The sequence below is a fragment of the Rhodovulum sp. HP10 genome (genome assembly GCF_047553435.1).
Classification (GTDB): domain Bacteria; phylum Pseudomonadota; class Alphaproteobacteria; order Rhodobacterales; family Rhodobacteraceae; genus Rhodovulum.
Genome location: NZ_CP180201.1, coordinates 3,795,106 through 3,816,436 on the forward strand (window position 1 = coordinate 3,795,106; position 21,331 = coordinate 3,816,436).

General features: G+C 70.4%; 20 protein-coding genes and 1 riboswitch. Of the genes, 6 read left to right on the forward strand and 14 right to left on the reverse strand.

Features of this window, described 5'->3' with window-relative positions; translation table 11 throughout:
* Positions 1–13: 13 nt before the first annotated feature.
* From ACK8CO_RS17795 to cobO, 6 genes are all read right to left on the reverse strand, one after another.
* Positions 14–1,855: an ATP-binding cassette domain-containing protein gene (locus ACK8CO_RS17795; RefSeq protein ID WP_414899041.1), complete on the reverse strand. Its 1,842-nt coding sequence runs from the start codon at positions 1,853–1,855 to the stop codon at positions 14–16.
* Between the two features lie 634 nt (positions 1,856–2,489).
* The gene (locus ACK8CO_RS17800; protein ID WP_414897501.1) at positions 2,490–4,214 is read right to left on the reverse strand and encodes a di-heme-cytochrome C peroxidase; all 1,725 of its coding nucleotides are present in this window, start codon (positions 4,212–4,214) and stop codon (positions 2,490–2,492) included.
* A 127-nt stretch (positions 4,215–4,341) separates the two neighbouring features.
* On the reverse strand, positions 4,342–6,093 hold the full coding sequence (locus ACK8CO_RS17805) for an ABC transporter ATP-binding protein/permease (protein WP_414897502.1): 1,752 nt from the start codon (positions 6,091–6,093) through the stop codon (positions 4,342–4,344).
* A 159-nt stretch (positions 6,094–6,252) separates the two neighbouring features.
* Entirely contained in the window at positions 6,253–7,710 is a 1,458-nt protein-coding gene (locus ACK8CO_RS17810; protein WP_414897503.1) for a cobyric acid synthase, read from the reverse strand.
* Entirely contained in the window at positions 7,707–9,221 is a 1,515-nt protein-coding gene (locus ACK8CO_RS17815; protein WP_414899042.1) for a cobyric acid synthase, read from the reverse strand. Before ACK8CO_RS17815 ends, ACK8CO_RS17810 begins: the two co-directional genes overlap by 4 nt.
* A gap of 146 nt (positions 9,222–9,367) precedes the next feature.
* On the reverse strand, positions 9,368–10,021 hold the full coding sequence (gene cobO, locus ACK8CO_RS17820) for a cob(I)yrinic acid a,c-diamide adenosyltransferase (protein WP_414897504.1): 654 nt from the start codon (positions 10,019–10,021) through the stop codon (positions 9,368–9,370).
* Between the two features lie 104 nt (positions 10,022–10,125).
* Positions 10,126–10,339: riboswitch (cobalamin riboswitch) on the forward strand.
* A gap of 137 nt (positions 10,340–10,476) precedes the next feature.
* On the opposite strand from cobO, the gene ACK8CO_RS17825 reads away from it, so the two are divergent.
* The 5 genes from ACK8CO_RS17825 to ACK8CO_RS17845 are packed head-to-tail and all read left to right on the forward strand — an operon-like array spanning position 10,477 to position 13,999.
* Positions 10,477–11,271 carry a DUF4198 domain-containing protein gene (locus ACK8CO_RS17825; protein WP_231119091.1) on the forward strand — a complete coding sequence of 265 codons (795 nt, stop codon included), beginning with the start codon at positions 10,477–10,479 and terminating at the stop codon, positions 11,269–11,271.
* Positions 11,272–11,281: 10 nt separating this feature from the next.
* Entirely contained in the window at positions 11,282–11,899 is a 618-nt protein-coding gene (gene cbiM / locus ACK8CO_RS17830; RefSeq protein ID WP_080616609.1) for a cobalt transporter CbiM, read from the forward strand.
* Positions 11,896–12,579, forward strand: a complete 684-nt coding sequence (locus ACK8CO_RS17835; RefSeq protein WP_414897505.1) for a cobalt ABC transporter permease — start codon at positions 11,896–11,898, stop codon at positions 12,577–12,579. Before cbiM ends, ACK8CO_RS17835 begins: the two co-directional genes overlap by 4 nt.
* 6 nt (positions 12,580–12,585) lie before the next feature.
* Positions 12,586–13,362: a cobalt ECF transporter T component CbiQ gene (gene cbiQ / locus ACK8CO_RS17840; RefSeq protein WP_414897506.1), complete on the forward strand. Its 777-nt coding sequence runs from the start codon at positions 12,586–12,588 to the stop codon at positions 13,360–13,362.
* The gene (locus tag ACK8CO_RS17845; protein WP_414897507.1) at positions 13,349–13,999 is read left to right on the forward strand and encodes an energy-coupling factor ABC transporter ATP-binding protein; all 651 of its coding nucleotides are present in this window, start codon (positions 13,349–13,351) and stop codon (positions 13,997–13,999) included. The genes cbiQ and ACK8CO_RS17845 overlap by 14 nt, the downstream gene beginning before the upstream one ends.
* 16 nt (positions 14,000–14,015) lie before the next feature.
* Here the strand turns inward: ACK8CO_RS17845 and cobF are convergent, their stop codons facing one another.
* Genes cobF through cbiE form a run of 6 tightly spaced genes read right to left on the reverse strand, consistent with a single transcriptional unit; the run spans position 14,016 to position 19,132 of the window.
* Entirely contained in the window at positions 14,016–14,762 is a 747-nt protein-coding gene (cobF, locus tag ACK8CO_RS17850; RefSeq protein WP_414897508.1) for a precorrin-6A synthase (deacetylating), read from the reverse strand.
* Complete coding sequence (gene cobA, locus ACK8CO_RS17855) at positions 14,755–15,489, reverse strand: uroporphyrinogen-III C-methyltransferase (RefSeq protein WP_080616604.1); 735 nt, start codon at positions 15,487–15,489, stop codon at positions 14,755–14,757. Before cobA ends, cobF begins: the two co-directional genes overlap by 8 nt.
* Complete coding sequence (locus ACK8CO_RS17860) at positions 15,486–16,802, reverse strand: cobyrinate a,c-diamide synthase (RefSeq protein WP_414897509.1); 1,317 nt, start codon at positions 16,800–16,802, stop codon at positions 15,486–15,488. Before ACK8CO_RS17860 ends, cobA begins: the two co-directional genes overlap by 4 nt.
* Positions 16,795–17,571, reverse strand: coding sequence for a precorrin-4 C(11)-methyltransferase (cobM, locus tag ACK8CO_RS17865; RefSeq protein WP_414897510.1), 777 nt, complete (start codon positions 17,569–17,571; stop codon positions 16,795–16,797). Before cobM ends, ACK8CO_RS17860 begins: the two co-directional genes overlap by 8 nt.
* Positions 17,568–17,936: a cobalamin biosynthesis protein gene (locus ACK8CO_RS17870; RefSeq protein ID WP_414897511.1), complete on the reverse strand. Its 369-nt coding sequence runs from the start codon at positions 17,934–17,936 to the stop codon at positions 17,568–17,570. The genes cobM and ACK8CO_RS17870 overlap by 4 nt, the downstream gene beginning before the upstream one ends.
* Complete coding sequence (gene cbiE / locus ACK8CO_RS17875) at positions 17,933–19,132, reverse strand: precorrin-6y C5,15-methyltransferase (decarboxylating) subunit CbiE (RefSeq protein WP_414897512.1); 1,200 nt, start codon at positions 19,130–19,132, stop codon at positions 17,933–17,935. The genes ACK8CO_RS17870 and cbiE overlap by 4 nt, the downstream gene beginning before the upstream one ends.
* Here cbiE and ACK8CO_RS17880 point away from each other — a divergent pair.
* Complete coding sequence (locus tag ACK8CO_RS17880) at positions 19,131–19,886, forward strand: cobalt-precorrin-6A reductase (protein WP_414897513.1); 756 nt, start codon at positions 19,131–19,133, stop codon at positions 19,884–19,886. The genes cbiE and ACK8CO_RS17880 overlap by 2 nt on opposite strands.
* On the opposite strand, the gene cobJ is transcribed toward ACK8CO_RS17880, so the two are convergent.
* Together cobJ and cobI are read right to left on the reverse strand one after the other, a co-directional pair.
* The gene (gene cobJ / locus ACK8CO_RS17885) at positions 19,859–20,611 is read right to left on the reverse strand and encodes a precorrin-3B C(17)-methyltransferase (protein ID WP_414897514.1); all 753 of its coding nucleotides are present in this window, start codon (positions 20,609–20,611) and stop codon (positions 19,859–19,861) included. The genes ACK8CO_RS17880 and cobJ overlap by 28 nt on opposite strands.
* Complete coding sequence (gene cobI, locus ACK8CO_RS17890; protein ID WP_414897515.1) at positions 20,608–21,330, reverse strand: precorrin-2 C(20)-methyltransferase; 723 nt, start codon at positions 21,328–21,330, stop codon at positions 20,608–20,610. Before cobI ends, cobJ begins: the two co-directional genes overlap by 4 nt.
* Position 21,331: the final 1 nt, after the last annotated feature.

Below are 21,331 nucleotides of genomic sequence, written 5' to 3' on the forward strand. Positions count from 1 at the left end.
GACCGTCGCGCGCCTATTCCGCGGCGTGGCGGGCGGCGGCAAGGCTCGGCGGCATCACCGGTCGGACCCGGCCCACGCCATGCGCAATGTCGAGCATCGCGGTATAGAAGGGGCGCCCGTCGGGGTCGTAGGGCAGGGTTTCGCCATGCAGAACCGCGATCACCGCGGCCTTCGGCAATTCCTCGCATAATGCGTCATGGAAATCTACCGAGGCGTTCACGTCAAGCGCCGAGGTGGCCTCGTCCAGCAGCAGGATGTCGGGCCGCATCAGCAGGATGCGCGCCAGCACCAGGCGCTGTTTCTGACCGCCCGAGAACACCGTGCGCCAGGTCTTGCCGTGATAGAGATCGCTGTGCATCTCGGTGACGAAGTCCTGAAGTCCGGCGCGGAACAGCACCCGCGCGACCACCAGATCGGCATGCTTCTCGGCCGGGTCCGGGTAGCAGACCAGCGATTTTAGGCTCATCCGCTCGGGCAGGTCGGGCTCCTGTCCGGCAAAGAACAGCCGCGCGCCCCCGGCCAGGGCGACGCGCCCCTCGCCATAGGGCCAGAGCCCGGCCACGGCCTTGAGGATGCTGCTTTTGCCCGAGCCATTGGCGCCGCGCAGGTAGATCCGGTCGCCGCGCCCGAGCCGCAGGCGCGGCAGCTCGACGAAGGGCGTGGCATCGTGACCGCGATGGCAGAGCGCAAGCCCGGAGATCTCGACCAGCGCGCCTTTCGCGTCGCGGCTGCGCTCGAAGCGGCTGATCCCGGTCTCGGCATAGAACTCCTGCCGCGCCCGGACCCGCTCGATCGCGGCGGCAAGCTCGGTCAGCCGGCCGGCATTGGCGCGCAGCGTCGCGATCTCGGGCATCACGTTGATGAACCAGGACAGATCGCCGATCAGCCCGGCGGTCAGCTCGCTGCTGGCGGCGAAGGTCTTGAAGCTCATGTGCCCGGCCATGAAGGCGGGCAGGGCGGGCAGATAGGCCAGCATCCTGTGCGACAGGAAGTTGTAGAGATCGGTGAACAGCATCATCCCGGCGCCAAGCCCGTTCTGCCGACCCCAGGTGCGGTCGAGTGCGGCGTAAAGCCGGGTGTTGATCCGGCGCTGGGCGCGTTCCCCGCGCGAGGCGGCGATCTGGCCGACCCGGTGCAGAAGCCCGCCCAGCTCGCCCCGCCAGGCGCCGTCGCGGCGCTGGCGCTGCAGCTTGAGCCGTTCGATGATGCGCCCGAGCCGCCAGGCGACCCAGGTGATGGCCGGTACGTAAAGCAGGATCAGCCCCGCCACCAGCAGCGCCGTGCCGTATTCGCCCGGCACCAGATCGACGCGCGCGGCGAGGCCGGGGCCGAATTCGGCCTCGATCCAGGCATTGGCCGCAGCGCCCCAATGGTCGAGCTGCGGCACCGGCTGGCTGCGTTCGAGGATCGCGGCCGAGACGAACCAGACCGAGGTCACTGCGCCCCAGAGCCCCATGGTCAGCCCGATCAGCCCGCCGTAAAGCCCGATCGAGCATTCGTCGATGCGTTGATCGATGGCGTCGGGCATGCGCGCGCCGCGCGCGGTCTCGCTGCGGTCGCTCATCAGATCGAGGGCGATGCGTTCATCGGCGAGCATCGCGGCATCGAAGCGGCCGATCAGCCAGGCCCGGGCGCGGCGGTGCAGGGTCGAGGACAGGAAATGGCGTAGCGCCACGCCGCAGGCGCGGGCGGCATAGATCCCGACCAGGGCGGCGGCGGCCATCAGCAGCAGCTCGGCCGGATCGACGCCCGCTTCGGGGCGGTGGAAATTGGCCAGTGCCGCGAGGAAATCGGCGCTCGAGGTCGCGACCCAGACGCTGGCCTTGCTCAGAAGCGTCGTCAGTCCGAAGACCACGATCGTCAATGTCCAGGCCTCCGCCCAGCGGGGGGAGACCCAGTAGGCTGTCACCAGCCCCCAAAATCCCGACAATTTACGCACAACCGCTCTCGCCTCGTTCGCGCGCACCTGTCCTGTGACGTGCCAGCCGTTTCCGGCGGCCGCCCGGGCAAGGCGCCTCTTATGGTTTGTGTCGCGCCCCGCGAGCCGGAGACCCGGCTCTCTTTGTAGCGCTGCACCGATTATCGGCGAAAAATGGCCGAAAGTCCAAAAAAATCCTCCCCTGAAAACCTTCACAAAAGGCTATCGGAGCGGCTGGAGGGGGCGGAGGGGCCCGATGCTGGGCCTTTCTGCCAGAGCGGATGGAGCGGGATTTGCAGAGAAAAATATAATTTGTCAGAGATTTGCAGAGGTCTTTCCTTCCGTCGCCGGAACGATTCTGAAATCCTGTGGATGTTGCGGAATTATCGCTCTCAGGTTGTCAATACCGATCGGTGCCGCGTCTTTGTTCTTGACTGCGCTCGGTCAAGGCCCTCTCCGCCAGGACAAGATCCGCATTCGGCGGGCCGCGCGGGCGGAAATGACGGCGCCGCCGGGGGCATCCCGGCGGCGTGTCGGAAGGCAGAGGCCGCGGCCCGAGCGGCCGGGCAACTCAGATCGACTTGAGGTATTCGAGCAGGGCGCGCTTGTCCTCCGCGCTCAGCGTGGTGCCGTAATCATGGCCGCAGCGGCTGTTGCCGGAACTGAGATCGTCGCAGCCGGTGGTCTCGATCACATGGTCGAAGGCGGTCTGCTCGACCGCCATGCCGACCGCCTCGAGATCATAGGCCGGGCCCGGCGTGAAGGCGGCGATGCGTTCGGCGGGCGGGGTCAGGAGCTCGCGCAGGGTCGGGACCGAGCCGTTATGCAGATAGGGCGCCGCAGCCCAGATCCCGTCAAGCACCCGGGCCTCATAGGCACAGGGCGCGGCCGCGCTTTCCAGCATGCCGTCATCGCCGCTTTGCGGGAAGGCGCCGCGCAGATCGTCGAATTCGGCCATGAATTTCTCATCGTTCTGGAGCGCGGAGACGGCGGCGCTGGCCTCGAGCCCGCCCGAGAGGCGAAAGCCGACGGCATGCTGGATGATGGCGCCTGTCACCGAGGCGCTGAGCAGGTCGAAGGCGGGCGCCTCGGCGCCGATCGGCTTGCTCGACAGCGGGACTTTGGCGCCTTCCAGCACGCCGGTCCTGGCGGTCCGGGTCAGGATCTCGCATTCGCGTTCGTCGGTGCCTGCGGGCAGGATCGGCGTGGCCCAGGTCGAGTGGAAGATCGAGCGGAACGCGCCCTGGCGCTTGCCGTGGCACTCGACGCAGCCGCCCTGATCGGTCGGGCGGGCGAAGACCGCGCCGCCCTGTTCGACCAGACCGGCATCGAGCTCCCAGGGCCAGCGCGGTGCGCCGATATCCCAGATCCATTCCTCCAGCGCCTTCAGCCCCTCCCAGTTGGCCGAGTTGTTGGTGACATAGTCGCGGTTGAACAGAAGCCCCTGCTTCTCGATCGGATGGAATTCGCCGAAGACGCCGTAGACCTCGCCCAGATTGCGCGCGAGCCCCAGCAGGTCGTTGCCGTTCGCGGCAAAGCCCGGCCATTGCGTCATGTCCTGGCGCGCCGCGTTCCACAGGAACGGATAGCGCGTCGGCGCATCGGCCAGCATGACATTCTCGGGTATCAGATAGGCGTCTTCCGGCGCGCCGAGATCGAGCCCGGTCAGCCGGTTGAAGATCATCGAGACCGCGTCGAGCCGGACCGGCCCCCAGCCCGGATCGGGCAGCGAGCGGCTGATGAGGGTATGGAAGCGCAGGCTCCAGGTCTCGAGCTCGTCGCGCAGCCCGGCGCGGTCGTCCTGATCTTCGGCCACCTTGTCGGCGAAGGCCTCGAATGCGGCCTCATCCTCCAGCATGGCCCGCACCGCGGCGTCGAGATCTGCGAGGAAGCTCTGGAAATCGACGATGGCCGGGCCACCATCGATCCGGTAGGCGGTGCCGCTCACCTCGATCTGGCGGGTGTGGCAGGCGGCGCAGGTCATCCCGATGGCGGTGTCGCCCATGCCCTCATTGGTGGTGAAGCCGACCGGCAGGGCCGTGCCGTCGTCGCGGTCGGGCATCGGCAGATAGCCATAGCGCGCCAGCCCGTCGGCCAGAAACGGCGTCCCGTCGGGCTGCATCAGCGCCTCCATCCAGGCCAGCGGCATGATCCGCGAGCCCTGATCCTGGGTGTAGAAGGCGGCGCGGAGCGAGGGGCTCCAGCTGTCGCCCTGATCGACAAAGACGGTCTGTGCGGCGGCGGGGGCGGCAAGGCCGGACAGGAAAAGCACGTAAGAAAGCGATTTCGTAAACATTGATTCCTCCCAGAATTGAATGTTTGGAACTCTCTCATTCCTTGCGTGTATTTTCCACGATTTTCCGTAGCGTCAACCTTGACGGCCCTGGCGTGCCCCCAGACGTGCCCCTGGCCGGGCCGCCCTTTCAGCGTGCCGGCGACCCGGTCTGGCCGCTGCCCGGTTCGGCCACGATCCTCACGATCCGGCCGAAGACCGGCGAGGGTGCTGTGCCGTCGCCGATGCCCAGGACCCCGATCCGGGCCATCCGCCCCTGCAGAAGGGTCTCGATCCGGTTCCGCGCCTCGGGGTCGAGCTGGTCCAGAACGTCGTCCATCACCAGCCAGTCGGGACCGCGCAGCAGCGCTCTTGCAAAGACCAGGCATTGCTTGTCGCTCTCGCTCAGCAACTGGTCCCAGCGCCCCTCTTCGGCCAGCGCCCCGGTCAGATGCCCGAGCCCGGTCGCGCTCAGCGCCGCAGCCATCTCGTCGCGGCCGTGACGGCGGGCCGGTTCGGGATAGCAAAGCGCCAGATCGAGCCGTCCCGGCGGCACATAGGCCCTGCTCGGCATGTACATCACCCGGTCGGAGGCGGGCATCGAAAGGCGGCCCTCGGCCCGGGTCCAGAGCCCGGCCAGCGTCTCGAAGAGAAGCGTCTTGCCCGAGCCCGATCCGCCCTGCAGCAGGACCCTTTCGCCCGGGGCGAGGGATATCTCGGGCGGGTCGAGCCTGACGCCCACATGCGGGGTGACGACATGCAGCCCGGAAATCTCGATCCGCGGGGCGCCCTCGCGCCGGTCGATCCGCGGGGCGGCGTCATCGGCTTCGGCCCGGTCGACCGCCCGGACCGCGCGATGAAAGCTCGCGACCCGGAACAGCGTCGCGCGCCAGGTCGCGATCACCGCGAAATTGCTGACGAACCAGCGCAGCGAGCCCTGAACCTGGGTGAAGGCGCCGGCCACCAGCATCAGCTCGCCGATGCTCATGTCCGAGGTGAAATAGAAGGGCGCGGCCACCAGGATCGGCGCGACCAGCGTGAACCAGCCATAGCCCGCCGTCACCCAGGTCAGGTTCGCGGTGGCCAGGATCACCGCCTCGACGATGCCCACGACCCCGGCGAAGCTGGTCTCGATCCGGGCGGTCTCGGCGCGTTCGCCGCGTTCGAGCGCGATCCGTCCCGCAGCCTCGCTGACCCGGACCAGATCGAAGCGCAGCGTGGCCTCGCGCGCGGATTCCTCGGCCCTAAGCGCGACCAGCGGGCGGCCGACGCGCCAGCTGAGCCAGGAGGCGGCAGAGGCATAGAACAGCGCGCACCAGACCATGAAGCCCGGGATCTCGTGGCTCTGCCCGGCGAAGGTCAGGCTGAAGCCCTCGGATTTGTGCCACAGCACGCCGATGAAGGACCCCAGAAGCAACGTCGCCTGGAACAGCCCGATCCCCAGCGCCGCGCTCAGATCCGCGAGCTGGTCGATATCGGCCTGCAGCCGCTGGTCGGGATTCTCGCCGATCTTGCCCGCCCGCGACAGCCGGAGCGCACGCCCCGGCGCCATCCAGTCGCGCACCAGCGCCCGGAACAGCCCGCGCCTGAGCGTCAGCTTCATGGTCTGGTCGAGCCAGAGCTGGCTGACATTCAGGACCAGCAGGATGCCCGCCAGCACCGCGAAGACGCCAAGCTGGGTCACGAAGGCCGCCATGTCTTTGCGGGTGAGGGCGTCGTAGAAGGGCTCGTTCCAGGCGTTCAGCCGGATCTGCATATAGGCGGTCAGCCCGATCACCGCGACCAGGGCCGCCACCAGCAGCGCCGCCCGGCGCCCGAAGCCCGAGCTGCGGAAAAGGCCCAGCGTGTCGCGGATCTGGCTTCCGAGCCGGTTTTCCGCCGCGATGTCCCCGCTTCTAGCCAAGGCGCGCCGATCCCTGTTGCGCGGTTCCGCTCACATTCGATCTCCTCCGGCCCGGACCGTGTCCTCGCCTGTCTCCGATAGCGGGGCCGGGGACCGGTTCGCAAGCGCAGGACGGCCGGTCCGGGCAGGACCTTGCGTCCCGACCGGCGAGATCCCGCCTCAGCGCGCCAGCGTCAGCAGCGTATCGAGATCGAGATCGGCCTCGATCTCGTCGGCCAGACGGTCGAGCGCGGCCTCGACCGGGTCCTCCGCCGCCCGGCCGGGGGCGGCATGGCCGCCGATCGAGGCAAGCCAGTGATGGCGGAACGCCCCGGTCCCGAACAGCCCGTGCACATGGCTGCCCATCACCCTTCCATCCTCCGAGACCGCGCCCTCGGGCGTGCCGTCGAGATCGAGCCAGGGCCGTGCGGTCGCCGGACCCGCGACCCGGCCCATATGGATCTCATAGCCCGAGACGGGCTGGCCGCTGATCCGGTCCGTGGCCGCGATCCGGACCAGCCGCTTGTCGCCGGTCATCACCGTCTCGATATCGAGCAGCCCGAGCCCCGGCGTCTCGCCCGGGGGCCCCTCGATGCCCTTGGGGTCGCGCACGACGCGGCCCAGCATCTGATAGCCCGCGCAAAGTCCGATCACCCGGCCGCCCCGGCGCAGAAGGGCGCGCAGGTCGATATCCCAGCCCTCGGCGCGGATCGCGTCAAGCGCGGCGCGGGTGGTCTTCGAGCCCAGCAGGATCGCCGCATCGGCATCTCCCGGCACCGGCTGGCCGGGCTTCAGCCAGCGCAGATCGATGCCCGGTTCGGCCGCCAGCGGATCGAGATCGTCGAAATTGGCGATCCGGGGCAGTTCGGGCACCGCGATCACCAGCTGCCCGCCCGCGCCCTTGCGCCGCCCGAGCCCCAGCGAATCCTCCTCGGGCAGGGCGCGCGCGGCCTCGGACCAGCGCAAGAGCCCCAGCACCGGCCAGCCGGTCTCGGCCCGGATCTCGGCGGCGGCGGGGGCGAAGACGGCCGGGTCGCCACGGAACTTGGTCACGATCACGCCGCCCACGCGGGCCCGCTCGGCCCCGGTCCAGAGCCGGTGATGGCCGATGGCGGCCGCGGTCACGCCGCCGCGCGACTCGTCGCCCAGCAGGACCACCGGCAGATCGGCGGCCTCGGCCAGCCCCATGTTCGAGATGTCCTGCGGGCGCAGATAGCGCTCGGCGCCGCTGCCCGCGCCCTCGATCAGCACCAGGTCATGGTCCGCCGACAGCCGGTCGAGGCTTTCCACGACCCCGGCCCGCAGCCCGGGCTTGAGCGCCTGATAGGCCGAGGCCGAATAGCGGCCCAGCACGCGGCCCCGCAGCACGACCTGGCAGTCGATATCGGTCTCGGGCTTCAGCAGCACCGGGTTCATGTCGACCGTCAGGGCCGCGCCCGCGGCGCGCGCCTGCAGCGCCTGGGCCCGGCCGATCTCGCCGCCATCGGCGGTGACGGCGGCATTGTTCGACATGTTCTGCGCCTTGAAGGGCGCCACTTTCAGCCCCCGGCGGGCATAGGCACGCGCGAGCCCCGCGACGAGCAGGCTCTTGCCCACATCCGAGCCGGTGCCCAGCACCATCAGCCGCCGCGCGCTCATCGCGCCAGCGCCAGCAGCGCGTCGAGATCGAGATCGCGTTCCAGCTGGTCGGCCAGCGCATCCAGCGCCGCCTCGACCCGGGCGGCATGGTCGAGCCCCGAGGCCCGCCCGCCCATCGCCGTCAGCCAGTGGCGCCGGAACCCGTCGGCGCCGAACAGCCCGTGCAGATAGCCGCCCATCACCCGGCCATCGGCCGAGACCGCGCCCTCGGCCCGGCCGTCGAGCCGCAACCAGGGCCTCTCGAGCCCGGGTCCCCGGGTCACGCCCATATGCATCTCGTAGCCGGTGACGCGGGTGCCGCTGATGGCATCCTCGGCCGCGATCTCGACCAGCCGCTTCTCGCCGCCGATGGTGGTCTCGATGTCCAGAAGCCCCAGCCCCTCGGTCTCGCCCGGCGGGCCCTCGATGCCGTCGGGGTCGCGCACCTTCCGGCCCAGCATCTGGAACCCGGCGCAGATGCCGACGACCCGCCCGCCCCGGCGCAGATGGCCGAAGATGTCGATGTCCCAGCCATTGGCGCGGATCGAGTCGAGCGCGGGTCGGGTGGTCTTCGAGCCCGGCAGCAGCACCAGATCGGCCTCGGCGGGGATCGGCTCGCCCGGTCGGACCCAGCGCAGATCGACGCCCGGCTCGGCCGACAGCGGATCGAGATCGTCGAAATTGGCCATCCGGGCGATATGGGGCACCGCGATCACCAGTCCGGTACCGCCCCCCGAGGCCGGCCGCTCGAGCGCCAGCGCATCCTCGGCCGGAAGCCGCGCGGCGCCCTCGAACCAGTGGGCGACGCCCAGGAAGGGCCAGCCGGTGCGTTCGGTGATCGTCGCGCAGGCCGGTTCGTAAAGCGAGAAATAGCCGCGGAACTTGTTGACCAGATAGCCCGCGATGCGGGCGCGCTCGGCCTCCGTATGCAGGCACCACGAGCCCACCACGGCCGCCATCGCGCCGCCCCGGTCATTGTCGGTGACGAGGATCACCGGCAGATCGGCGGCCTCGGCAAAGCGCATGTTGGCGATGTCGCTCTTGCGCAGATAGGTCTCGGTGCCCGCGCCCGCGCCCTCGACCAGCACCAGATCGGCCCCGGCCGCGACGCGGTTGAAACTGTCCATGACCGCGGGCAGGAGCTTGGGCTTGAGCTTGTGGTAATGCCGCGCGGGCCAGTTGCCCAGCGGACGGCCCCGCAGCACCACCTGCGAGCCGACCATGGCCTGCGGCTTCAGCAGCACCGGGTTCATGTGGATCGAGGGGGGCAGCCCCGCGGCCTGCGCCTGCAGCGCCTGGGCGCGGCCGATCTCGCCCCTGGGGGCGGTGCCGTCGGGGCCGGGAGGCAGGTCGCTGTCGGCGGCGACGGCGGCATTGTTCGACATGTTCTGCGCCTTGAAGGGCGCGACCTTCAGGCCGCGCCGCGCATAGGCGCGGGCGAGCCCCGCGACAAGGAGGCTCTTGCCGACATCCGAACTCGTGCCCTGCAGCATCAGGGCCTTCGCGCGGCGCGGCGGCACCGGGTCGAGCATCGGTACCGAGATTTCGGGCATCGGCGGGGCCGCATCGCCGGGGGGCAGGTCGGGATAGCGGCTCCGGGTCCGGTCAAGGGTCATGGCGGCTCCTGCGACATTCGGCAGGGGGTGTCGGACGGGGCCCTGCGGATGTCAAGCGCGGCTCAGAACTCGACGCCCGGCTGGCCCTTTATGCCCGAGCGGAACGGGTGCTTGACCAGCGTCATCTCGGTCACCAGATCGGCCGCCTCGATCAGCTCTTCGGGGGCGTTCCGCCCGGTCAGGACGACATGCGACAGCGGCGGCTTCTCGGCCTGCAGGAAGGCCACCACCTCGGCCGGGTCGAGATAGCCGTAGCGCAGCGCGATGTTGATCTCGTCGAGCAGCACCATGCGGATTTCGGGGTCGCGGATCAACTCCCTGGCCTTTTCCCAGCCCTTTTCGGCCGCGGCGATGTCGCGGGCGCGGTCCTGGGTTTCCCAGGTGAAGCCCTCGCCCATGGCATGGAACTGGCAGAGATCGCCGAAATGCGAGGTCAGAAGCCGCCGCTCGCCGGTATCCCAGGCACCCTTGACGAACTGGACCACGGCACAGGGCATCTGATGGGCGATGCAGCGCAGGATCATCCCGAAGCCCGAGGAGGACTTGCCCTTGCCGGTGCCGGTATGCACCAGGATCAGCCCCTTCTCGCCGGATTTCCCGGCCATGATCTTGTCGCGCGCGGCCTTCTTCTTGGCCATCTTGCTGGCATGGCGGGCGTCGTCGGCTGCGGTATTGGTGGGGGCGGTATCGGTCGCGGCGGCGGTCTCGTCGGTCATGGGGGCTCCTTGCGCGTGTCGGGGACAGCTTAGCGGGCGGGGCGGCCGCGTCAAACCCGGGCCGCGCGGCGGTTGTGCCGATTGACAAGTCCCGAGCTGCTTGCAATGACGGATGCGTGACCGGTTCGCCCGGGCCCGAGGGTCCGGACGTGAAAAGGGAACGCGGTGCGCCCGTCCGACGGGACGGGCAATTCCGCGGCTGCCCCCGCAACTGTAAGCGGCGAGCACGGCTGAGAATGCCACTGGGGAGGCCCCCGGGAAGGCCAGCCAAGCTGAGACCCGCAAGCCAGGAGACCTGCCGGCCGCCCGTATCCCCGCAAGGGAGGCGGTTTCCACCGGACGCCGGGGTGCGCGTCTGGCCCGGTTCGGCCGCGTCCCGGCCGCTCCGAGCCTCTCATCCCGTTCGTCCTTTCTCCCGCGGCCTGTCCGGCCGCTCATGTTGAAAGGCAACGACCTTGATCTTCCACGGCAATCTCGTAACCGCCGCGCTGGCACTGACCCTCGTTCCCGGGGTCGCGGCGGCGCATTTCCAGCTGGCCTATACCGAGCAAAGCCTCATCGACGCGCCCGGCGATGTGCCGGTCAAGCTGATCTTCTGGCATCCGCAGGAAAGCGGGCCGGTCATGGATATGGGCGAGCCGCTGGAATTCTACGCCATCCATCGCGGCGAGCGGATCGACCTCAAGCCGACACTCAGCCAGACTGTCTTTCGCGGTCCGCTGAACGAGGCTGTGGCATGGGATGGCAGCCTGCCGGTCAAGCGGATGGGCGATTACGTCCTGGTGACGGTGCCCGCGCCCTATTACGAGGACTCCGAGGATATCTACATCCAGCAGATCACCAAGACCTACGTCAACCGCGGCCAGATGCCCACCGACTGGGACGGCCCGCAGGGGCTCAAGGCCGAGATCCTGCCGCTGGTCAAACCCTATAACGTGATCGCGGGCTCGACCTTCACCGGGCGGGTGCTGTCCGAGGGCGCTCCGGTCGCGGGTGCCGAGATCGAGATCGAATACATGGCGGCCGAGCCCGACATGGCGACGGGCGCGCCCAAGCCCGCGACGGCGGGGCCGTTGCCGGGCGGCGCGGTTGTCGCGGTGACGGACGAGAACGGCTATTTCACCTTCGGCGTGCCGAAGGCGGGCTATTGGGGCTTTGCCGCGCTGGGGGTCGGGCCCGATACCGAACATGAGGGCAAGGAACTCAGCCAGGATGCGGTCCTCTGGATCCGCGCCTTCGATCTGAAATAGGGGCGGGGCCATGCATATCGTGGACGGGGCGCTGGCGGCGCCCGTGGTGATCGGCGGTGCGGTGCTGGCGGCCGGAGGCGTCGCCCGCGGGTTGCGCGATCTGACGCTCGAGAAGATCCCCGCCGCCGGGATGCTCTCGGCCAGCTTCTTCGTGGCCTCGCTGATCCATGTGCCGATCGGCCCGTCCTCGGTGCACCTGATCCTGAACGGTCTGGCCGGGCTGGTGCTCGGCTGGGCCGCCTTTCCCGCGCTGTTCGTGGGGCTGCTGCTCCAGGCGGTCTTCTTCGGTTTCGGCGGACTGACGGTGCTGGGTGTCAATACCCTGAACATCGCGCTGCCCGCGGTGATCGTGCATTACCTCTGCCGGCGCGGGATCGCGTCCGGCAGTCCGCGGACCGCCGCGATCTGGGGCGGTATCGGCGGCGCGCTGGCCATCGCGCTGACCGCCGCGCTTGTCGGTGTCGCCCTCGCGCTCAGCGGTGCGGCCTTTCTTCCGGCGGCCAAGCTGGTCTTTCTCGCCCATGTTCCGGTGATGGCGATCGAGGGCCTGCTGAGTGCCGCAGCCGTCTACCTGGCCATCCAGGTCAAGCCCGATCTCTTTCTCAGCCTGCAAGGACCCGCCCGATGATCCGCCCGATTTTCCTGACCCTGGCGCTTGTTCTGGCGCCCATGCCCGCGCTCGCGCACAAGGTGATCGCCGCCGCCTATCCCAGCGGAGCCCTGATCGAGGGCGAGGTCGGCTTTTCCAATGGCGACATGGCCGTCGATGCCCCGGTCGGGGTGTTCGATCCCGAGGGCAACCGCCTCGGCGAGGCGATGACCGGTGCCGACGGGCTGTTCACCTTCCGCCCGACGCGCGCCGTGGCCCATGTCTTCCGCGCCGATCTGGGCGCGGGCCATGTCGCCGAATTCACCATGAGCGCCGAGGAGGTCGCGGCGATCCTCGACAGCCCCGCCGCTCGGGCTGCCGCCGAAGCTGCCGCTGAAACCGCCCCTGAAGCCGGGGCAGGGGACGCGGCCCCGGTTTCGGACGGGCGCAACCCCTCGACCTTCCCGCTGGAGGCAGTCCCCGCCCAGGCGCCCGCCGGGCCTTCGGCGGCCGCGCTGATCGCCGCGCCGGGGCTGAGCGAGGCCGACAAGGCCGAGATCGCGAAGATGCTGCGCGACGAGCTGCGGCCGCTGCGCCGCGAGATCGCCGCCTATCGCGAGAAGAACGACCTGCAGACGATCCTTGGCGGCATCGGCTATATCGCCGGGATTTTCGGGCTTTGCTTCTATGTCGCCGCGCGGCGCCGGATGAAGGGCTGACCCCCGGTGTCCGACATCCTCACCGCCGACCGGGCGGCGCCCGGTGCCGTCTCGCGTCTTGACGGGCTCGATCCGCGCACGCGGCTGATTGGGGCGGGGGCCTTCGCCTGCGTCACGGTCGGCGCCTCATTCCTGCCGGTGCTGCTGGCAGCGCTTCTTCTGGCGCTGGGGCTGATGGCGCTGTCGGGCCGGGCGGCGGGCCGGACGCTGCGGCGGATGGCGGCGATGGACGGCTTCATCTTCCTGCTGGTGGCGATGCTGCCCTTCACTACGCCCGGAACGCCGGTCATGGCGCTCTGGGGGGTCGAGGCCTCGCGCGAGGGGCTCCTGCATGCCGCCCGCATCCTGCTGACCGCCAATGCGGTGGTGCTGGCGCTCCTGTCGCTGGTCGGCACGCTCGAGCCGGTGACGATGGGTCAGGCGCTTCACCGTCTCGGCACGCCCGAGCGGCTGGTGCATCTGCTTCTGTTCACCATCCGCTATATCGAGGTGCTGCGCGCCGAATACCTGCGGCTGCGCCGGGCGATGAAGGTCCGGGGCTTCCGGCCCGGCACCTCCTGGCATACCTATCGCAGCCTCGGCTATCTGGTCGGCATGATGCTGGTCCGCGCGGTCGAGCGCTCGGAACGGGTGCTGGCGGCGATGAAATGCCGGGGCTTCTCGGGCCGGCTCCCGATGCTCTCCGGCTTCGCCTACGGCCCCCGCGACGCGGCCTTCGGTGCGGGGCTCGGGGCGCTGTTGCTGGCGATGATCCTGGCGGAGCTTGTCCATGGCGTTGTTTGAGATCGACGGGCTCGTCTTCGGCTATCCCGGCCGGCCGGCGATCCTGCAGGGCGCGGGGCTGAGGCTCGAGGCGGGCCAGAGGCTGTCGGTCGCGGGGGCGAACGGCTCGGGCAAGTCGACGCTGTTGCAACTGATGGTCGGGCTTCTCGTTCCGCAGGCGGGGCGGATCCGTGCCTTCGGGCAGGTGCGCCGGGCCGAGCCCGATTTCCACGAGGTGCGCCGCCGGGCGGGGCTGGTCTTTCAGGACCCCGACGATCAGCTGTTTTGCCCGACCGTGGCCGAGGATGTGGCCTTCGGGCCGCTCAATCTGGGGCTCGGCCGCGAGGCGGCGATGGCCAGGGTCGAGGCGGTGCTGACCCGGCTCGATCTCATGCATCTGAAGGATCGTGTCACCCACCGGCTGTCGGGCGGCGAGAAGCGGCTGGTCAGCCTTGCCGCGGTGCTGGCGATGGAGCCCGAGGTGCTGCTGCTCGACGAGCCGACCAATGCGCTCGACGAGGAGAATGCCGGGCGGCTGGTCGCGATCCTGCAAGGTCTGCCGCAGGCGATCCTGCTGGTGACCCATGATGCCGAGATGCGCGCGCGGATCGCGCCCGAGGGGCTGCGGCTGCAGGCCGGCCGGCTGGTGCCCGCCTGAGCCGTCAGCCCCGCTTTCAACCTCGCCGCATCAGGTAGATGTCCATCAGCCAGCCATGCCGGGTGCGGGCCGCGTCGCGGGTCTTCAGGATCTCGGGCCCGGCCTCGGCCAGCGGCCCTTCGATTGCAATCTCCTCGGCCATGCCCAGATAGGCGCCCCACCAGATCCGGATGCCCTCGGGGGCGAGGCTCTGGAAGGCGCAGCCGCCATCCAGCATCGCGACCACGGTGTCCGCCCCTTCGGGCCAGCCATGATCGCGGATCTGCCGGCCCGTGGTGACAACGACCGGCGCGCCGATCTCGTTCAGCGGGATGCGATGGGCGGCGCAGAGCGCCTGGATCGCGGTGATGCCCGGGATGACGGTGATCTTGGGCGCGGGCGACAGCCGTGCCGCGATCCGGAGCGAGCTGTCATAAAGCGAGGGATCGCCCCAGATCAGCAGTGCCACCTTCCGGGGCGCGGGGTGCGTCGCCGCGACGGTCTCGGTCCAGACCCCGGCAATGGCGTCGTGCCAGTCCAGCACGCCCGCGCGATAGTCGCCCGAGGCGTCGCGGACGGGCAGGTCGAACTCGGCGATCCGGCCGCTTGCGTCCTCGCCCAGGACGCGTGCACAGATCTGGCGGCGCAGATCGGCAAGATCGGCCTTGTCCGCCCCCTTGCGCGGGATCAGGATCAGATCGGCGTCCCGGATCGCCTCGGCGGCCTGGAAGGTGACATGGTCGGGATTGCCGGTGCCGATGCCGATCAGGACAAGCTCATGCATCGCGGGCCTCCTCGACCAGCGGCCCGAACAGGATCAGCCCCGGCGCGGCCGAGCCATGGCTTTCGGCCAGGAGCGCCGCCAGCCCCGCGACCGTGGTCCGGGTCAGCGCCTGATCCGGCGTGCCCACGCCCTCGGCCAGCAGCGCCGGCGTGGTTTCCGGCAGGCCGCGCGCGATCAGCGTCGCGGCCAGATCCGGGAAGGTGCGCTTGCCCATGTAGACGACCGTCGTCGCATGTTCGTCGGCCAGTGCGGCGATGTCGATGTCGCGCGGCAGGTGGCCGGTCACGTCATGGCCGGTCACGAACTGCACCCGTCGGGCGGTCAGCCGCCGGGTCAGCGGAATGCCCGCCGCCGCCGCCGCCGCGCAGGCCGAGGTGACGCCGGGGATGACCTCGTAACCGATGCCCGCCGCCCGCAGCGCGGTGATTTCCTCTTCGAGCCGTCCGAACAGCCCCGAATCGCCCGATTTGAGCCGCACGACGCGCTGCCCCGAGGCGGCGTAATCGACCAGCAGGCGGCTGACATGGTCCTGCTTGGGCGAGGCCCGGCCCGCGCGCTTGCCGACGCCGACCAGATCGGCGCCCGGCCGCACGTGGCCCAGGATCGGCCCCGAGGACAGATCGTCGAACAGGACCGCATCGGCCTTTGCCAGCCGGTCGACCGCCTTCAGGGTCAGAAGCTCGGGATCGCCGGGGCCGGAACTCACGAAGCTCACGAAACCGCTCATCTTGGGTCCTCCGCGATCAGGTGAAAGAAGCTGCCCGTGACCGGGCCGCGCCGCGATCCTGTCTCGGCCACATCCGCGCCACTGGCATCGGTGACGCAGGCGAGTGCTGCGTCGGGCTGGGAAAGGATCGTCGAATAATGGAATTCATGGCCCCGCAGCCTCGTGCCGGGGGCGTGGCCGGGCATCGCCGCCAGCAGCTCGGCCCGGCGATAGCCCAGATGCAGGCGGCGCGTCTCGAAGCTGGTGACAAGGCCCAGAAGCCCCGCCATTGCGTGCCGGGTGCCGTCCTTGTCGATCAGCGCCTCGCCCAGCACCATGTAGCCGCCGCATTCGCCATGGACGGGGCGGGTTCTGGCATGGGCGCGGAGGCCCTTCAGGAAACGCGCGGCCCCGGCGATACTGCCCGCATGAAGCTCGGGATAGCCGCCGGGCAGCCAGACCAGATCGGCGCCCTCGTCAGGCGCCTCGTCGGCCAGCGGCGAGAATGGCAGGATCTCGGCGCCCGAGCGGCGCCAGCCTTCCAGCAGATGCGGATAGGCGAAGGAAAACGCCGCATCCCGCGCAAGCGCGATGCGCTGGGCCGGGGGGGCGGGCCAGTTGCCCATGGCGCCCAAGACCCCGGGCCGGGCGGCGGCGCGGAGCGCGTCTAGCTCGACATGCTCGGCGACGAACTGGCCGATGGCGTCGATCCGCGCCTCCAGATCGGCCTGCTCGCCCGCCTGCACGAGGCCCAGATGGCGCTCGGGCAGGGTCAGGTCGGGGCGGCGGGGCAGGGCGCCCAGGACCGCGATGCCGAGCCGCTCCATCCCGGGGCGGATCATCGCCTCCTGCCGCGCGCCCGCGACGCGGTTCAGGATCACGCCCGCGACGGGCGGCGCGTCGGGATGGCAGGCAAAGCCATGGGCGACCGCCGCCGCCGATTGCGCCTGCCCCGAGACGTCGATCACCAGCACCACCGGCCAGCCGAAGCGCCGCGCCAGCTCGGCGCTGGTGCCATGGCCCGCGACGCCGCGCGTGAGGGTGCCGTCATAAAGCCCCATCGCGCCCTCGGCGATCACCAGATCGGCGCCCCGGGCCTCGGCCGCCAGCGTCGCCAGCAGGTCCTCGCCCATCGCCCAGGGGTCGAGATTGTAGGAGGCCCGTCCCGAGGCACGGGCATGGAAGGCCGGGTCGATGTAATCGGGGCCGTTCTTGAAGGGCTGCACGGCAATACCCGCCGCGCGGAAGGCTCGAAGGAGCCCCAGCGTGACGGTGGTCTTGCCGCTGCCCGAGGCGGGCGCCGCGATCACCAGACCCGGCGGCCTTTCAGCCATCGCTGCCCGCCCGGGCCGAGCGCGGCCGGAACCGGCGATCGTATCCGGCGTCATAGAGGCAGCTTTCATCGAAGCCCTCGGCGCCGAGGCTGCGGCCGACAAGGATCAGCGCGGTGCGCTCGATGTCCTCGGGCAGGGCCGCTTCCAGCGTGCCGAGCGTGCCGCGCAGGATCTGCTGGTCGGGCCAGCTGGCGCGGTAGACGATCGCCGCCGGGCAGTCGGTGCCGTAATGGGGCACGAGATCCGCGACCACCTTCGCGAGATTGTGGATCGAGAGATGGATGGCCAGCGTCGCGCCGGTTGCGGCGAAATTGGCAAGGCTCTCGCCCTCGGGCATCGACGAGGCGCGGCCGGGCGTCCGGGTCAGCACCACCGACTGGGCAAGGCCGGGCAGGGTCAGCTCGGTGCCGAGGGCCGCGGCCGCTGCGGCAAAGGAGGGCACGCCCGGGGTCACGCTGACCGGAATGCCCAGGGCCTTCAGCCGCCGGATCTGCTCGCCCATGGCCGACCAGACCGAAAGATCGCCCGAATGCAGCCGCGCCACGTCCTGCCCGGCCTCATGGGCGCGCTTGCACTCGGCGATGATGGCATCGAGATCCATCGGCGCGGTGTTCACGATCCGCGCGCCCTCGGGGCAATGGCCGAGGATCTCTTCGGGGACCAGCGATCCGGCATAGAGACAGACCGGGCAGGCGGCGATCAGGTCGCGGCCGCGCAGGGTCAGAAGATCGGGGGCGCCGGGCCCGGCGCCGATGAAATGGACGGTCATGGCAGGTCTTTCATTGCGATGGCGCAGGTGGACATCCGGTCGTTCGATACCCTGCGCGGGGTCAGAAGGCGAGCCCCCTCGCCACAGGCCGCAAGGGCCGCGGCCTCAGCGACCGATCCGGTGCCGCGATGGGCGAGGCTCTGCGCCGATCGGGTCGGCGTGGCGGGGCGGTGCAGCGCGTCCGCGGTGACCGGGCAGACCGGCAGGGCCAGCCGCGCGGCCAGTGCCGCAAGGCCGGGGGCGGCGGCCTTGTCGGCGGGGGCGGCCAGCGCCGTCAGCCCGTCGGGCCCGCCCGCGCGCGCGAGCGCATCGGCAAGGCTCGCCTCGGTCGCGGCGGCGCGAAAGCCGAAGCCCGCGACCCTCACCGCCGGACGCTCCATTGCACCACCGGGAAGGCGGCGCGCCAGCCGCGCCTGCGGCCCAGCGGGCGGGCCTCGGCCAGCTCGATCCTCAAAAGCTCGCCGCCATGGGCGGCCTGCCACAGGGCCAGTAGCGTTTCCGATTCGAGCGTGACCGCATTGGCGACGATCCGGGAGCCGGGGGCAACGCGCGCCCAGAGCGTTTCCAGCAGCTCTTGCGAGAGCCCTCCGCCGACAAAGACCGCATCGGGGGGGGCAAGCCCGTCCAGCGCTTCGGGGGCGCGGCCGGTGACGATGCGGAGACGCTCGACGCCAAGCGCCGCCGCATTGGCCGCGATCCGTTCGGCGCGGACGGGATCGGCCTCGATCACGCTGGCCTGCATTCCCGGATGACGTGCCAGCCATTCGATCGAGATCGAGCCCGAGCCGCCGCCGATATCCCACAGATGCTCGCCCGGCAGCGGCGCCAGGGCTGAAAGCGTCAGCGCGCGGACGGGGCGCTTGGTGATCTGCCCGTCATTCTCGAAGAGGCTGTCGGGCCAGCCCGAGGCGGCGGGGATCGCGGGGCCGTCGCCTGCGGCCTCCAGCGCCACGGCGACGGGGTGGGCGATGCCCTCCAGATCCATGGTGCGGGCGGTTGTGACGCGGATGCGCTCGCGCGGCCCGCCAAGGGCCTCGAGCACGTGCAGGCGGCTCTCGCCGAAGCCTGCCCCGGTCAGGAAGGCCGCGAAATCCGCAACCGCCGCGCCGTCCCGCAGGGTGACGAGGGCGGTGATGCCCGGCGCCAGCAGGGGGCGCAGCCGGGCGAAGGGTGCGGCATGAAGCCCCGCGCAATGGGTGGCCTCCAGCGGCCAGCCAAGCCGCGCGGCCGCCAGCGAAAAGACCGAAGGGCCGGGCAGGGCGCGCCATTCATGGGGCGCAAAGCGCCGCGCGATCACGCTGCCCGCGCCGAACCAGAACGGATCGCCAGAGGTCAGCACCGCGACCCGGCGCCCGCGCAAGCCCTGCAGGATCGGCAGCCCGTCGGCGAAGGGCACCGGCCAGTCGAGGCGCTCGGCCGCGAGACCCGGCAGAAGCGCCAGATGCCGCGCCGGGCCCATGACGATTTCGGCCCGTTCAAGGGCATCGCGGCTTGCAGGCGGCAGCCCCTCCGGGCCATCTTCGCCCAGGCCCACGATGGTCAGCCACGGAGTCTCAGCCATGCGTCCCACCCTTCTGATCCTTGGCGGCACCACCGAGGCGACCGCGCTGGCCGCCCGGCTGGCGGAAACCGGCCTCACCGCGACCCTGTCGCTGGCAGGCCGGGTCGAGACGCCGAAGGCCCAGCCCATTCCGATGCGGGTGGGCGGCTTTGGCGGCGTGCCGGGCCTGATCGCCTATCTGCGCGCCGAGGGCGTGACCCATGTGATCGACGCCACCCATCCCTTTGCCGCCCAGATGAGCCGGAACGCGGCCGAGGCCTGCACGGCCCTCGGCCTGCCGCTGGTCGCGCTGACCCGTCCGGCCTGGGCACCGCAGCCCGGCGACACCTGGCGCCATGTGCCCGATATCGCAGGCGCGGTCGCGGCGTTGTCCGGGCCGCCCCGGCGGGTGTTCCTGGCGGTGGGGCGGATGCATCTTGAGGCCTTCGCGGCCCGACCCCAGCACCGCTACCTGCTGCGTCTGGTCGATGCGCCCAGGGGACCGCTGCCCCTGCCGCAGGCCGATGTCATCGTCTCGCGCGGGCCGTTCACCGAAGCGGACGACCGCGCGCTGATGGACGGGCATGGCACCGAGCTCGTGGTGTCGAAGAACGCGGGCGGCACGGGGGCTTGCGCCAAGATCCTCGCGGCCCGGGCACTGGGGCTGCCGGTTCTGATGATCGACCGGCCCGTCCTGCCCGCGCGGCGGGAACTGGCGCATCCCGACGAGGTTCTGGACTGGCTCGCTCATTCCGGGGCGGATCTGGGGGTGTAGACCAGCGGCCGGTCGCCCGCGCGCAGCACCCGGGTCAGCGAGGAGCCGACCAGCACGACGGTGCGCATGTCTGCCATCTCGGGCCGGGCCTTTGTCAGCGGCACCACGGTCAGCTTTTCCCCGGGGGTCGAGACCGCACGGGCGAAGATCACCGGGCGGTCGTCGCCGCAGACATCGCGCAGCAGCTCGAGTGCCCTGGCAAAGCCCTCGGGGCGGGCCCTGGAACGCGGGTTGTAGAAGGCCATGGCGAAATCGGCCTCGGCCGCGAGCCTGAGGCGCTTTTCGATCAATGCCCAGGGCTTGAGATTGTCGGAAAGGTTGATCGCGCAGAAATCATGGCCCAGCGGCGCACCCGCGCGCGCGGCGGCGGCCAGCATCGCTGTGATCCCGGGCAGCACCCGGATGTCGAGATCGCGCCATTCGGGCGCGCCCGCCTCGAGCGCCTCGAAAACGGCGGCGGCCATGGCGAAGACGCCCGGATCGCCCGAGGAGACCACGACGACGCGGCGGCCCTCGGCGGCCATCTGCAATGCATGGCGGGCGCGGTCCACCTCGACCCGGTTATCCGAGGCATGCAGCGTCAGCCCCGGACGCTCCGCGACCCGGGCGACATAGGGAATGTAGCCCACGACATCGGTGGCCTCGGCGAGGCTGGCCGAGACCTCGGGCGTGACCAGAGCCTCGGCGCCCGGCCCAAGGCCTGCGATTGCAAGCCAGCCGCTCATGGCCGCCGTCCCTGGCCATGAACGAGGACGATCGAGAAATAGGGGGCGGTCCGGCCGGGATAATCGGCAAGCCGGGTCACGGTCTGGCCCGGCATCGCGGCATATTCGACGATCCAGGCCTCCTCGGCCCGGCCCGCCAGCAAGAGCGCGCGCCTGAGCTTGCCGAGATGACGGCCCATCTTCATCACCACCACCGCATCGGCGGCCTTGATGCCCCGCACCAGCGTTTCCTCGGGCAGGGTGCCGGGCAGCACCGACATCACGTCATCGCCCCAGGTGATCGGCGCGCCGGTGGCAGTCCAGGCCGCCGACATGCCGGTGATGCCGGGCACGACCTCGACCGGGACATCGTCCTTGAGGCGGGTATAGAGATGCATGAACGAGCCGTAGAAGAACGGGTCGCCCTCGCACAGCACGACCACGTCCTCGCCCGCCTCGGCCAGCGCCCTCAGCCGCGCGGTGCTGTCGGCATAGAACTCGGCGAGGATCGTGTTGTAGCGCGGATCGTCGAAGGGGATCTCGGTCGTGACTGGGTATTCCATCGCGTGCTCGGTCGCGCCCGGGGGGATCAGCTCGGCCACGATCGAGCGGGCCTTCCCTTCGCAGCCGGCCTTGCGGAAGAAGGCCACGTGGCGCGCGCCCCGTAACAGCCGGTCGGCGCGGACGGTCATCAGATCGGGGTCGCCGGGGCCGAGCCCCAGGCCGTAGACGGTGCCCATG

Bases quoted from the DNA above. Each gene is read 5' to 3' on its own strand.
- cobA (WP_080616604.1), bottom strand. From the start codon at position 15,489: ATGAGCGGTTTCGTGAGCTTCGTGAGTTCCGGCCCCGGCGATCCCGAG.
- ACK8CO_RS17880 (WP_414897513.1), top strand. From the start codon at position 19,131: ATGCGTCCCACCCTTCTGATCCTTGGCGGCACCACCGAGGCGACCGCG.
- cbiM (WP_080616609.1), top strand. From the start codon at position 11,282: ATGCATATCGTGGACGGGGCGCTGGCGGCGCCCGTGGTGATCGGCGGT.
- cobF (WP_414897508.1), bottom strand. From the start codon at position 14,762: ATGCATGAGCTTGTCCTGATCGGCATCGGCACCGGCAATCCCGACCAT.
- cobM (WP_414897510.1), bottom strand. From the start codon at position 17,571: ATGACCGTCCATTTCATCGGCGCCGGGCCCGGCGCCCCCGATCTTCTG.
- cobJ (WP_414897514.1), bottom strand. From the start codon at position 20,611: ATGAGCGGCTGGCTTGCAATCGCAGGCCTTGGGCCGGGCGCCGAGGCT.
- ACK8CO_RS17815 (WP_414899042.1), bottom strand. From the start codon at position 9,221: ATGCTCGACCCGGTGCCGCCGCGCCGCGCGAAGGCCCTGATGCTGCAG.
- cobI (WP_414897515.1), bottom strand. From the start codon at position 21,330: ATGGGCACCGTCTACGGCCTGGGGCTCGGCCCCGGCGACCCCGATCTG.
- ACK8CO_RS17810 (WP_414897503.1), bottom strand. From the start codon at position 7,710: ATGAGCGCGCGGCGGCTGATGGTGCTGGGCACCGGCTCGGATGTGGGC.
- ACK8CO_RS17835 (WP_414897505.1), top strand. From the start codon at position 11,896: ATGATCCGCCCGATTTTCCTGACCCTGGCGCTTGTTCTGGCGCCCATG.
- ACK8CO_RS17845 (WP_414897507.1), top strand. From the start codon at position 13,349: ATGGCGTTGTTTGAGATCGACGGGCTCGTCTTCGGCTATCCCGGCCGG.
- cbiE (WP_414897512.1), bottom strand. From the start codon at position 19,132: ATGGCTGAGACTCCGTGGCTGACCATCGTGGGCCTGGGCGAAGATGGC.
- ACK8CO_RS17860 (WP_414897509.1), bottom strand. From the start codon at position 16,802: ATGGCTGAAAGGCCGCCGGGTCTGGTGATCGCGGCGCCCGCCTCGGGC.
- cobO (WP_414897504.1), bottom strand. From the start codon at position 10,021: ATGACCGACGAGACCGCCGCCGCGACCGATACCGCCCCCACCAATACC.
- ACK8CO_RS17800 (WP_414897501.1), bottom strand. From the start codon at position 4,214: ATGTTTACGAAATCGCTTTCTTACGTGCTTTTCCTGTCCGGCCTTGCC.